The following is a 12,776-nucleotide window of genomic DNA, read 5'->3' as shown; positions in this document are numbered from 1 at the left end:
CCTCCGAGTGCGGAGGGCCCTGGTGCCCGAGCTAGTGCAGGGACTTGGGGAGGCGGATGGTGACGATCCGGGTCTTCACCCCGGAGTCGATCAGGCGGCCGTCCGTGCCGAACTCGCCCAGGCCGAAGTCGTTGTCGTTGACGACCACCAGGGTGCGGGGGTCGAGCAGGGCGATGCCCTCGACCTTGCCCGGGAGGGTGGGGGCCACCACGGAGAGGTCGACGACGAGGGACTTGGGGGCGGGCTTGACCGCGGAAAGATCGGAGAGCGCTTCCAGGGACGGGGTGGTGTCCGCCCTGTCGTAGCGGCCGCCGAGGAGGTTCTTGGCCTTGGCCAGGTTGATCTGGTAGATCCGGGCGACATTGTCGGTGCGCTCGTCGACGAGCAGGCTGTCGCCGCCCACGTGGACGAGGCCGGAGATCTTCATCTGGCTCTGGTCGCCGTTGACCTTCGGGTCGAAGGTGGTGACATCCTCGAACTGGTAGGCGTACTCGCCGGTGACCCGGCCCCGCCGGATGTCGAAGGTGAGGATGCGGGCGACGCGCGACTTGTCACCGACGGCCTTGGTGGGGTTCTGGAGCGGGCTCTGCACGGCGAGGTAGAGCGTGTTGCCGTTGATGGCCAGGCCCTCGAAGCCGCGGTTCTGGGGGCGGGTGGCCAGGATGCCGGGAAGCACGTGCTTGACGGGATAGTCGGCGCCGGTCAGGTTCAGCCCGGCGGGAACGTACCGGGCGATCACCACGCCCCTGGCCGAGACGCGCAGCAGCGACGGGCTGTACTCGTCGACCAGCCAGAAGTCCCCGTTCCGCGCCCGGACGATGTCCTCGGTGTCCACGCCGCTCGGGTTGTACGGCAGCGCGGTCTGCCCGTCCCAGGTGTACGGAAGCTCGTCATGGCCCTGCTGGTTGGAAATGCCCGTGACCGGCTTGCCGGAACGGCCGACGAGCGGGATGTACTTCTTGATCTCCACACCGAACCGTGTCGCCACCTGAACGATCGCGGGCGCGAACTCGGGGATGGGGAAGGTGCGGCGCTTCTCGCCGTTGACGGTCGGCTGGCCGTTGGGACCACGGTCGGTGACCATCCAGAAGTCACCCCGGCGGGCCGCCGGGAAGAGCCCGCTGCCGACGCCGCCCAGGTTGATGCCACGGTCGTTCTTGATCGACCGCTGGAGTTCGCCCAGCGGCATGGTCGGGAAGGTCACGTCCTTGACGACGACCGGGCTGCGGGCAGGCTGGGCCGTGGCCGTACCGGGGATGACAAGCGTCGCGGCGGCCAGGGCCAGACCGGCGAGAGCGGGACGGAGCATCGGCGTGCCTCTCGTTCATTCAGGTTTATCGCTGATCAGCGAGCCTGAACTTATCGACGGCGGAAGACCTCCAGTTGAAGCAGCGGTGAATGCTGACCTTCACGCCTCTTCGATGAGCGCGGGGTGGCGGGGTCGGTCCACGCTGACCGCCACGTCGGCGACGCTCGCCGGGGCCACCTCCTCCTCGTAGCGCAGGAAGGCGGGGATCGTCCACGCGTCGGTTGTCCGCCGTTCCAGCGCCGCAGATGAGAGCCGCAGGTGAACGGTGAAGTCCAGTGGCAGCCAGCGGCCCAGCAGCAGCATCCCGTCCAGGAGCAGGATCGTGCCGGGCGGCAGCACCGTGTACGGCGCGCGGGTGGCGCGGTCCTTGACCGGGTCCCACAGCGTGGGCAGGACCTTGCCGGAGCCGCCCGGGTCCAGCGGGGCCAGGACCTCGCGGGTCAGGCCGTTCACGTCGAGCCAGTCGTCGTAGTACGCGCCTGGGTCCTGCTTGCCGTACTCGAATCGCAAGGAGGCGGGACGCAGGAAGTCCCAGGAGGAGACGCGCAACGTCTCGCGACCGCGGGTGCGCAGCGGCTCCACCAGCGCGTCGGCCAGATCGGCGGGGTGGGCGGCGGGGGCGCCGTCTATGGCCACCCGGACCCACTCCTGGCGAGGGTATGCGGCGATCCGATCGGCAAGGTCCTCGATGAGGCGTTCTGTCGTGATCGGTCGTGCGCGCATCTCCTCATCATGCCTAGGTCAGGTGCCGCTGTGGATGTGGGCCGCCCAGAGCCCGGGGCTCGCGGTGGCGGTGTCGCGGAGGCGGCGGATGGCCAGGTGCAGGGCGAGGGCGGCCTGGCCGGTGTCCGGTGCGGTGGTTCCGCGGTCGGTGAGCCGGTCGTAGACGTCCGCGGCGACCTGTGCGGCGATCCTGTCGTTGATCGGCCATAGCGTGCCGATGACGTGCGGGTATCCGGCCAGCTGGAACGCCGCCGTGATGTGCACGGCCTCGTCGGCGAGGCGCTGGTTGCTCGCCGTCGTGCTGCACGCCGACAGGTACGCCAGGCGAGCCCGGTCCAGCCGCAGCAACGAGATGGCGCTCACGGTGAGGGGCAGGGTGCGATGGTCGTGCAGCAGGAGCCTGCTCGCGGCCGGGGTGTCCCAATCGCTGACCCCGTGGCAGGCCAGATGCACGATGGCATGCTCGGACAGGGCTGCGGTCACCGCGTCGTACGTGGCTTCGGGACCGTCCAGGACGAGGGAACCCGGCAGCAGCCGCGCCAGGCGCAGGGCTTCGGTCCGGGCGCCCGGCAGGTCAGGGGCCTCCGGCGTGCTGGACATGCAGACGATCAGCGTGGACGCGTCGGCGGACTCTCCCGACGCGGAGTGGCGGGCATATCGCAGCGCGCGGATCGTCGGCGTGTACGAGGAGACGACCCGATCCAGCACGGTCAGCGGCACGCGGTCGTGGTGCCCGGCGGCGTGCAGCGGCAGGAAGGCCAGTTCCCGCTGCGGGCACCACCACACCCGCGGCCACTCCTGCCCCGGATCCGGCGGGCCGGTGATGCCGAGATCCACCAGCACCGGCTCGGCGATGTGGTCCCAGAGCCAGCCCAGGACGGCGTGGATCTCCCGCTGCCCTTCGACCCGCTCCCGGAGCGAGCCGCCCCCGGCCGCGGCGGTGGCGGCGAGGAAACGCCTGACCTGGTCGATCATGTCCTGCGGCGTGAGCGTACCGAGTTCGACGACCCGGGCCGGCCGGTCGGCGTCGCCGGTGAGGATGAGCGCGTCGCAGCGCAGCCAGCTGACGTTGATCATGACGATCGGCCCGTCGGCGGCCTGCGCGCGGAGCTGGTCGATGGTCGGCGGCAGCAGGAACCGCTCCAGGCCGGGCAGCGCGCGGATCCGCGCCAGCATGTCCTCCCAGTCCCGCGCGGATCGCCTCCGCCGTACGGCGACCTCCTGCGCGGACTCCTCCGAGTCCGGTGTGAGCAGCCCGGCGTCGGTGAGGATCCGGCCGAGCAGGTCCAGCTGGCCGTACTCCACCACCGCGTCGGTCAGCGTGGTGTGGTCGGCGAGTTCGAGTTCCTCCCGCAGCCGCTCGAACGGCGGCGCCAGGTCAGGCGCGAAGGCGCGCAGCTCGGCCAGATCGGTGCGGGCGCCGATGAACTCGCCCAGCAGCACGCCCCGGCCTTGTTCCAGCAGCTCAAGCGCCCGCTCGGGCCGCCCGGCCGCGATCGCGGTGGAGGCGGCTTCCGCGGCCAGCCCCATCGCCTCGCTGAGGCCGTACTCCCGGTCGGCGCGGGCCAGCGAGCGCGGGGTGATCCGGGTGAGCAGGGAGAGCGCCGTCTCGTAGGCGGCGAGCGCGGTCTCGAACGCGCCGGCCTGCATGGCGGCGCTGCCCAGCCGGCGGTTGGCCATCAGCCGCATGCCCTCCGAGGAACCCGCGGATTCCGCCGCCTCCGCGAAAACCTCGACAGCTTCCGGATCCCCCAGGGCGGACAAGGCGCTGCCGAGATTGAACAGGTACATGGCGCGGCTGGGGTGGTCCTCCGGCGTGAGCGCCACCGCCTCCCGGCCCAGCGCGACGGCTTCGGTCAGCGCCGCCTCGTCGCCGTCCTGCTCGGACCAGATCCGCAGCGCGTACCCGTGATTGGACAGGTACCTGGCCCGGTTGGGGTCGGTGGCGGAGGTGATCGCGATCGACTCACGGCCGAGCTCGACGGCTTCGGCCAGCACGTTCTCGTCCTTGATGGCCTCGAACAGCAGGCGCTGCGCGACCGCGAGGTTGGCCAGGCAGAGCGCCCGGTCGAGATGGCCCGGCGGAGCCAGCTCGACCGCCTGCCGGCCGAAGTCGATGGCCTCGGAGAGCGTCTGAATCTGCTTGGTGCGCTCGAACAGGGCCTGCAGGTAGAAGCCGAGATTGGACAGGTACACGACCCGGTTGCGATCATCCGCCGCGGCCGCGGCGACGGCTCGGCGGCCGAACTCGACGGCCTCCTTCAGCTGGGCGAGGTCTCCGGTCTGCTTGGACAGCTCCTTGAGGCCGATTCCCAGGCTGGTCAGGAGATCGGGGTCGTCCTCGGGCGTCGCGTCCAGGAGCTCCCGGCCGACCTCGACGGCCAGGGCGAGCGCCTCCACCTCCCGCAGCCGCTCATACAGCTCCAGCATGATCTCCTTGAGATCGCCCAGCATGGCGAGCCGCCGCGGATGATCGTCTGGTACGGCATGCTGGAACAACCGCACCGCCTCATGCAGAGCGGCGGCGTCAAGGGACGTCTCGTACTGATCGAGGAGCTCGAGCCCTCGACTCCAGGATTCGAGATCGACGTCCGCGTCCGGCCGGAACGACTTCTCGTAGAATTCCCGCATCTCGGCGGGCACGAGCGCGGGATCGGCATCGTGGACGGGTGTCAGCAACACCATCGCGGCCTCAAGCTCCGCCTCGTCCTCGGGCAGCGCCTGGGACCGCAGCCAGTACACCATGCCGGTCGCACGAGCCACCGGAAGATCCTGGCTGGGATCGTCCACCAGGCTCAGCAGAGCCGCCACCTCGGCGAGCGCGTCCGCCCCCAGCACCAGACCGGAATCACCACCGGCTTCAACCGCCGTGACCCGCGCCTCAACACCGGCGAGCAACATCTTCCGCGCGAGCCTGACCCGCATTCCCCGCCACCACATCATGTCCCACGCATTCCACCACGAATGCCCGCCGTTTTCATTCGGGTATCCCGGGAAGATCAGCGGCAATCACGGGCTCCGCCTGTGGCGACGCTGTGCTTTGTGCCCACAACGCGGGCCGAGCGGGACGGTACACGTGACGTCCCGGCCGCCCCGCCCACGTCCTAGATCACCAAGAGTTCTTCGGGCGCCAGGTGACCCCCCGAGGGTCACCTGGCATTACCGTGCCGTAGCTGATCGCGGAGTGTACGGGCGACCTGCGCCATGAGCGCCTCCGCCCCGGGCTGGCTGATGGCCGGGACGCGCGACTCGGTGAGCACGGCGACCCCGAAGGTCTGGCCGTCGGCGTGCTCGACGACGCCGACCTCGTGGCGGAGGTTGAGCAGCGTCCCGGTCTTGGACGACCACCTCGACGCGTCGGAGCTGAAATCGGGTGCCAGCCGATGCCGCAGGACGTTGTCGCCCATGAGGGTACGCACCCGTTCTGCGACGCCCGCGTCGATCGGGGACGGCGTCCACAGCGCCTGCAGGAGATCGAGGAACGCGCGCGCGGTTCCCGAGTTCGCGCGGGTCACGTCGAGCTGCGGAACCCGGTGGCCGCGCCCGGCCGTACCCGCTTCGATGGCGAGGAAGTGGGCGAGGTGGCTGTCGGCGGGGTCGAGGCGTTCCACCGGAGTCTCGACCAGTTCCCGCATGGTGTGGCGCATCGTGATGCCGCGCAGTCCAAGACCGAGCAGGATCGCCGAGACCTCGGCCGGCGGGGTGAGGCCGAACAGCGCGTCCGCAGCCGTGTTGTCGCTCACGGCCATACTGAGGTAGAGCAGGTCGTCGACGGCGATCTCGGCCGGGTGCCGGAACTTGCTCAGCCCGGTCGGCCCTGGCGTGGTGATCTCGCCGGGTTGTACCAGAACGCGCGCGGCGCCGTCGAGCTCGCCCTTGCGGATACGTTCGAGTGTCGCGACGGCGAGCGGGATCTTGACGAGCGAGGCGACCGGGAACTCGAGGTCCGGCTCGATGCCGAGTTCGTCGCCCGAGCGCAGGTCCCGGACCAGGAACGAGCCGCGCAGTCCCGCGTCGTCGAGCGTCAGCCGGAGTTCGCGGATCAGTTTCTGGGCGCTCACGCCGTCTCCCCGTCCTGGTCGCCCGCGCCGAGGCAGCGGGCGATCGCGTGCCACAGCCGGTCCCGGACGCGCTCCGCGTCGTCCCCGGCGGCGGCGGCGACGTCGAAACCGCGGACGAGCGGGATCTCACCGAGGGGACGCCAGTGCAGCTCCAGTTCCCGGGCCTGCCCCGGCGAGCACAGCAGGAGGTCCGCGAAGCCGAAGACCTCCGCCGTCGCGGCGGTGAGCGTGGCCGAGACGCCGACCTGCGCGGGCTGGAGACCGACGGCGTCCCGGATGCGGAACATCCGGTCACGGATGTGCGGGACGTCGTCCTCGGGCTGGATCCAGATCCGGCTCCGCCGCGACGACCGCGCGGCGCGACCGGCGCGGAGGGTCTCGACGTAGACGGTTCGCACCGGGAGGTCCGCGGTGCCGGCGAGCCCGAGCCGTACCGACCAGGTCGCGTCGCTGGGCGGGACGGCCACCAGGGCGGCGCGCACCTCGCGCGAGCGGACGAGTTCCGCCCGCTCGGCCGGTGGGGCGGCAAGGAAGTCGAGGTAGACGCCGTTCTGGCGGGCCTCCGCGGCGAGGCGGGCGAGGTCGCGTACGGCGCAGACCTCGGGAACGGCGAGGCGGAGGGGATTGAGCCTGGCCTGCTCCGCCTCGTGCTCCATGTCGTCGGCCAGGCGGACCAGACGCTTCGCCGACGGAAGCATGTCGCGGCCGAACTGGGTGAGTATCGCTCCGCGCGACGACCGGTCGAACAACCGCTCGCCGAGATGTTTCTCCAGGGCGGCGATCCGGCGGCTCGCGACCGACTGCGGCACTCGGGTGACCGCCGCGCCCTCGGTGAAGCTGCCCCGCTCACTCACGTTGACGAACGCTCGCCAGGCGCCGAGGAGATCCATGAAGGGAACTTTATGCCATTTCAGCATGGATCCCCCCATATCTGTCTTTGACGGCATTGGGCGGTGGCGCGAGACTTCCCGCCGTATCTGATCCTTGAGGGGAAGGTTCCGATCAATGTCCACTCAGCGCGCCACATTCTCGCTGCTCCCGCTGACGAGCGAAATCTGATGGCGGACCGGAGAAGGCCGCGGCGGCGGAGGACCCGCTCGTCCGCGGGCAGAAGCGTCGTGGGCCTGGCCGGAGCGGCGATGGCGGCCGGGCTGGTGGCCGCCGGGCTCGGGCTCCCGGCCGTGGGAGGCGCCGGAGCGGCGATCGTGGCCGCCTCCGACGAGCTGAACCTCAACCCCGCCGAGCTCATCGAACCCCCGCTGGCGGAGAAGACGACGATCCTGGACGCCCGGGGCAGGCGGATCGCCCAGTTCTACGACCAGTACCGCGAGGTCGTCCCGCTCGACCGGGTGGCCGAGGTGATGAAGACCGCGATCATCGCGATCGAGGACTCCCGCTTCTACGAGCACGGCGCGATCGACCTGGAGGGCACGCTGCGCGCGCTGGCCACGAACCTGAACTCGGGCGGGGTCAGCCAGGGCGGTTCCAGCATCACCCAGCAGTACGTCAAGCAGGTGCTGCTGCACGCCGCCACCTCCAGGGAGGAGCAGGAGAAGGCGCTGGAGGCCAGCTACGGCCGCAAGCTCAACGAGCTGCGCTACGCGATGGCGGTGGAGGAGAAGTACACCAAGGATCAGATCCTGGAGAAATACCTGAACATCGCCTACTTCGGCGCCGGGGCCAACGGCGTACAGGCCGCGGCCAAACGGTTCTTCGGGGTCTCGGCGGCCCGGCTGAACCTGCCGCAGGCGGCCACCCTGGCGGCGGCGGTGCAGTTGCCGGCCAGCACCGATCCCGAGGGGGGCCGGGAGAACCGGGCGCGGCTGCTGCAGCGGCGCAACGTCGTGCTGGACCGGATGGCCGACCTCGGCAAGATCACCACGGCGAAAGCGGCCAAAGCCAAAGCCACCAAACTCGGCTACAAGGGCGTCCCGCAGCCCGGCGGGTGCGCGACCAGCCCGTACCCCTATTTCTGCCTGTACGTCTACAACGAGGTGCTCAAGGACCCGAGCTTCGGCAAGACGAGGGCCCTGCGGGAGCAGTCGCTCAAACGCGACGGCCTGACGATCAAGACGACGCTGGACCCCCAGATGCAGGCCGCGGCCGAGCAGGGCATCGGCGCGTGGGTCGGCCCCACCGACGACGCGGTCGCCGCCCAGGCGCTGGTCGAGCCCGGCACCGGCAAGATCAAGGCCATGGCGGCCAGCCGGAAGTACGGAAACTCCGCACGTCGGCGCGAGATGTCGTACAACATCGTGGCCGACAACGACCACGGAGGCATCGGCGGATTCCAGGCGGGCTCGACGTTCAAGACCTTCACCCTGCTCACCGCGCTGAAGCAGGGCATGAAAGCCGACGACGGCTTCACCGTGGGCAACAGCTACCGCGCCCCGGACTACGCCGCCTTCACCGATTGCGCGGGGGGCCGAGTCGGCGACCCGACGCACCCTGTCACCAACGACGAGGGCTCCCCCGGCTTCAAGACGCTGCGGACCGGCACCTGGGGCTCGGTCAACACCTTCTTCGTGGAGCTGGAGCGCCGGGTCGGGCTGTGCGAGACCGTGCAGACCGCCCAGTCGCTGGGCATCAAGCGCGCCGACGGCGAGAAGCTCCAGGAGTACGAGACCTTCACCCTTGGCATCAATGAGATGGACCCGGTCACCGTCGCCAACGCGTACGCCGCCATCGGGGCGCGCGGGACGTACTGCGCGCCCCTGGCCATCACGCGGGTCACCGACCGCGACGGCAAGTCGACCGACTACCGGCCGAAGTGCCGCCAGGCGCTGGAGCCGGAGGTCGCCGACGCCACGGCGGACATTCTGTCGGGGGTGTTCACCCAGGGGACGATGCGCTCCGTCGGCGGGATCGGCCGTGCCGCGGCCGGGAAGACCGGCACCAACGACGACCAGTCCAGCGCGTGGTTCGCCGGGTTCACCCCGGACCTGGCCGGGGCGGTGAGCATCGGCGACCCTCGGGGGGCCATCGCGCACAAGCTCAACAATGTCACCATCGGCGGCAGGTACTACGGCGCCGTGTTCGGGGCCACCGTTCCCGGCCCGATCTGGAGAGACACCATGATCGCCGCGTTGCGGGGGGTCGAGCCCACCGCGTTCACGCCGATGGACTCCGAGCGCTTCGACGGCTGCGGCCGATACTGCGCGGCTTTGCCGCCGGTCACGGAGGAGGAACCCGACGACACCGTGGCGGAGCCCGACGACACGGTGACGGAACCCGAGGACACAGTGCCGGTCGACGTCGGTTGAGGAGGCGGCTCGAACTGGTGGGGTGAGGGACCCGGCCCGGACCTGGGCCGGGTCCCGTACTGGGCGCGGGCCAGGGTGCAGAATTCCGGACGAAAGGACGGATAAGTAATCTGTGATCAGTTCACGCCGCCGTTCCAGGGGACGGATCACATGCCGCAGGTCGAGCGATGAGAGATGATCACACGGACCGGCTCGTCGAGATCGCCTGCGACGAGTCCGGCTCGGAGGGTGAGAAGCTCATCGGCGGGAATACCGGCGTGTTCGCCCACGCCAGCGTCCACCTGCCCATGGAGTCGGCGGCGGCCTGCATCCGAGAAGCCCGCGACCGGATTCGCTCCCCGGCCGAGGAATACAAGGCAACGCATTTCCTCCGCGAGAAACACCGCCCGGTCCTCAAATGGCTGCTTGCCCCCGCCGGCCCGATCCACGGAAACGCCAGCGTCTACCTGACCGACAAGAAGTTCTTCGTCATAACCAAGCTGGTCGACCTGCTCGATGAGGAACCCGAACCCGCTCTCGACATGGCGGCCACACTGTACGGCGGCGGCGAATCCGCCTTCGGCCGAGACCGTTGGAACACATTCCTGCAGTCGTTCAACGACCTCATCCGAGCGAAGACCTCCGCCGACTCGTTCTTCGCCTTGGCCGACACCCTTCGTACCGAAACAGACGGCCTCCCCGCTAAGATCATGGATTCGCTTTTCGAGGCCAGGCCGCAGATAACCTCGTATCTGTCCAGAATCCACGAACCTCCGAGAACCCCGATCTTGGACCCCCTGATCCCCGCCATCACCCAAGCGGTGCGCCGCTGGGGGCAAGGCGGCAAGCTCATCTCCATCGTTCATGACGAGCAGACCGCCCTGACGAAGGACCGGATATCTCAGCTCAGGACCCTGTTCGACCACCCGCCCCGGCCCTCGGGAACCCGCCTGATCAGCCTCCGCCTGGCCGACTCCCGCCTGGACACCCGAATCCAGGTCGCCGACTTCCTAGCCGGAATAGCCCGAAAAATCACCTCAAACGAGATCGCCAACCAAGGCGACCAAGAACTGACCGAACTACTCAAGCCCTACATCGACGCATCCTCAATCTGGGGAGACACCCGAACCCGACCCCTGCTGGGCCTGCCCGCCACAAGGCCGCGTCCGTAACGGGAATCGGAGAGTCGGTTTCTCGGCCGCACCGTCGATGGCTTCGACCGGACCCTACGCGCATGGGCGCTGTCCGCCGTCACCGTGCTGCCGACGGCGGTCGGGTGGTCGCCACTCCGATCGCCGCGCATGCGGACATCGTCTGCTCGGTGTCGTACGCGCCGGTGCCGGACAACGGCGTTCACCGAGCGGGTGAGGCCGGCTCGGACTCCGGGCGCGCTGTACTGCCGGAAGATGAGCTGAGCGGCGTCAGCGGGGCGAAGGTGTGATGCCGCCACACGAGGCGTGAGGTCTCTGCCGGGTAGGGGGCGACCTTCGGCTGCGCGTCGTAGATCTGCGCCAAGCGCTGTTCCGAGTCGTACGCGGGCCACCCGGGGTCGCCGTCGACGGCGAAGCGCGTCCATGCGGCACGCATCTGTGCGGACAGCGCTTCCGCCTCGGGGAACGGGCCGTCGCCGATCAGGGCGGCGGGCTGCCCGCGGTCCAGGTTGCCGAAGACGAGCGGTACGTCGAGGCCGTGGCAGGCGCCGAGGATGCCGCCCATGCCGGGGCGGGCCAGGTCAGCTCGTAGACGTACGCCCGGCCGCCGGCGTCGTGGTGCGCCTGGGGAGGTGGAGGCTCGGCATGCGGAACAGCCAGTCCGAGTTGACCGCTTCGTGCAGCTCGTTGGGGCCCGCGCCGGGAAAGCCCTCGCGGTAGCGGCGCGCGCCGTCCGGACCCGGTGCGCGAGGATCCGCAGGGCCTGTTCCGCCTGCTCTGGCGTCACCTGCCCGAGCAGGCCGTCGAGCAGGCTCAGCAGGCGATGCTCGTCGCGCGTGTGCCCGACGAGGAGGTCGATGCCCCTGCCCGCGCCGCCGGCCAGCGCCTGCCAGGGCGTTACCGGCAGGGAGTGTCCGTCGACCACGGGCGCGAACGTGATCGACCGGTACGCGACCGGACCCCACCGCTCCACCAACTCGGGCAGGCGCGTGGTGACCGCGTACCCAGCGGCGGCCAGCACAAGCGGGTCCACCGAGGACAGCTCGGCGGCCGTGGGCCGCAGGCCCAGCTCGGACGCGCACACGGAGGCGATGTCGGCGGCGAGTTCCGGCGTGAAGAACGTGCCCTGCACGCTCTGTGCGACGGCTCTGCGGAAGAGCCCGGTCGCACCGGGCATCGCCAGCAGCGCGGCGACGGAACCGGCGCCCGCCGACTCGCCGAAGACGGTGACGCGGCCGGGGTCGCCGCCGAAGGCCTGGATGTTGTCGCGCACCCACTCCAGAGCCGCGACCTGATCGAGCAGCCCCCGGTTGGCGGGCGCCCCCTCGATCTGCGCAAAACCCTCCATCCCGGCGCGGTAGTTGAAGGTCACCACGACCACGTCGCCTTCCCCGGCGAGACGGGAGCCGTCGTACTCGGGGAGGCCGGACGTACCGATCATGTAGGCGCCGCCGTGGATCCACACCATCACGGCACGCCCCGCACCCGGGTCCGGCTCGGGCGTCCAGACGTTGACCGTCAGCCAGACGTCGCCCTGCGTGTCCTGTGCCGCACCCATGCCCTGCGGGGGCGGCGGGCCGAAATCCAGGGCGGGCCGCACGCCCTCCCAGCCCCGTACGGGCCGCGGCGCGGCGAAACGGAGCGCACCTACGGGCGGTTCGGCGAACGGGATGCCGCGGAAGACGGCCACACCGTTCTCCTGGCCGCCGCGCAGCGTTCCGGCGGTGGTGCGGACGAACAGGGGGCGGGGCTCGGACGAACTCTGGGTCATGACCGGATCATCCTGTCGGGCCGCGCCGCAAGCCATGTGTTTTATTTATGGCCCGATCAGATCACTTAGGTGAAGCGCATCGCCCGGGCCTGTCCGGGGCCAGGGTGGGTGGCAGCGGCAGCGGGCCTGGATGGAAGGTCTTCTCGTCGGCGCTGATGACGTACTCGTCCGGTCCGCGGGCAGTAATGGCCGCACGCAACCGGACATGAAGAAAAGCCCGTGACTCCTGTTCCCGCAGGTCACGGGATCCTTCGTTGGGTGTCCCCGGTCGGGTGGCCCGGGGCATTTCAGCCCCGGGCTCCCACAGATCCCGGCGTGACGTAGGGTAGGCCGCCGACGAGGTGCCAGTTGACCTGGTCCTTTTCCGACGGCCCCCCTCCGAACCAGCCGTGCGCTTTCCGTAGCAGCTGGCTCTCCAGTGCTCATCGTGATCTGCGTGTGGGACGTCCGGCATGGATGTCCTCATGGCATACGCGACAGACGACAAGGGTCTTGCGGCGGCGTGAGGCCATGCGCGTG

8 protein-coding genes are annotated in these 12,776 nt (G+C 69.9%); 2 read left to right on the top strand and 6 right to left on the bottom strand.

Annotated elements, in window-relative coordinates; genetic code table 11:
• Positions 1 to 31: 31 nt before the first annotated feature.
• The 5 genes from ABGB08_RS48260 to ABGB08_RS48240 all read right to left on the bottom strand — a co-directional run bounded on the left by ABGB08_RS48260 (position 32) and on the right by ABGB08_RS48240 (position 6,983).
• Positions 32 to 1,309 carry an esterase-like activity of phytase family protein gene (locus tag ABGB08_RS48260; RefSeq protein WP_347605234.1) on the bottom strand — a complete coding sequence of 426 codons (1,278 nt, stop codon included), beginning with the start codon at positions 1,307 to 1,309 and terminating at the stop codon, positions 32 to 34.
• 99 nt (positions 1,310 to 1,408) lie between these two features.
• Positions 1,409 to 2,032, bottom strand: coding sequence for a uridine kinase (locus tag ABGB08_RS48255; protein ID WP_347605231.1), 624 nt, complete (start codon positions 2,030 to 2,032; stop codon positions 1,409 to 1,411).
• A gap of 18 nt (positions 2,033 to 2,050) precedes the next feature.
• Positions 2,051 to 4,957 carry a CHAT domain-containing protein gene (locus ABGB08_RS48250; RefSeq protein ID WP_347605229.1) on the bottom strand — a complete coding sequence of 969 codons (2,907 nt, stop codon included), beginning with the start codon at positions 4,955 to 4,957 and terminating at the stop codon, positions 2,051 to 2,053.
• Between the two features lie 224 nt (positions 4,958 to 5,181).
• On the bottom strand, positions 5,182 to 6,093 hold the full coding sequence (locus tag ABGB08_RS48245; protein WP_347605226.1) for a serine hydrolase: 912 nt from the start codon (positions 6,091 to 6,093) through the stop codon (positions 5,182 to 5,184).
• A complete protein-coding gene (locus ABGB08_RS48240) occupies positions 6,090 to 6,983 on the bottom strand; it encodes a LysR family transcriptional regulator (RefSeq protein WP_347605223.1) in 894 nt (297 codons plus the stop codon). Before ABGB08_RS48240 ends, ABGB08_RS48245 begins: the two co-directional genes overlap by 4 nt.
• A 228-nt stretch (positions 6,984 to 7,211) precedes the next feature.
• On the opposite strand from ABGB08_RS48240, the gene ABGB08_RS48235 reads away from it, so the two are divergent.
• Positions 7,212 to 9,356 carry a transglycosylase domain-containing protein gene (locus tag ABGB08_RS48235; RefSeq protein ID WP_347605220.1) on the top strand — a complete coding sequence of 715 codons (2,145 nt, stop codon included), beginning with the start codon at positions 7,212 to 7,214 and terminating at the stop codon, positions 9,354 to 9,356.
• 167 nt (positions 9,357 to 9,523) lie between these two features.
• On the top strand, positions 9,524 to 10,507 hold the full coding sequence (locus ABGB08_RS48230) for a DUF3800 domain-containing protein (RefSeq protein WP_347605218.1): 984 nt from the start codon (positions 9,524 to 9,526) through the stop codon (positions 10,505 to 10,507).
• Positions 10,508 to 10,688: 181 nt separating this feature from the next.
• Here ABGB08_RS48230 and ABGB08_RS48225 read toward each other — a convergent pair whose 3' ends face one another.
• Positions 10,689 to 12,257: a carboxylesterase family protein gene (locus ABGB08_RS48225; protein ID WP_347605215.1), complete on the bottom strand. Its 1,569-nt coding sequence runs from the start codon at positions 12,255 to 12,257 to the stop codon at positions 10,689 to 10,691.
• Between the last annotated feature and the right edge of the window lie 519 nt (positions 12,258 to 12,776).

Origin of the sequence: Acrocarpospora sp. B8E8 (assembly GCF_039871605.1) — a bacterium.
Lineage (GTDB): Bacteria > Actinomycetota > Actinomycetes > Streptosporangiales > Streptosporangiaceae > Acrocarpospora > Acrocarpospora macrocephala.
The sequence above is the reverse complement of the archived record's forward strand: the minus strand, read 5'-3'. Positions and strand labels throughout refer to the sequence as shown.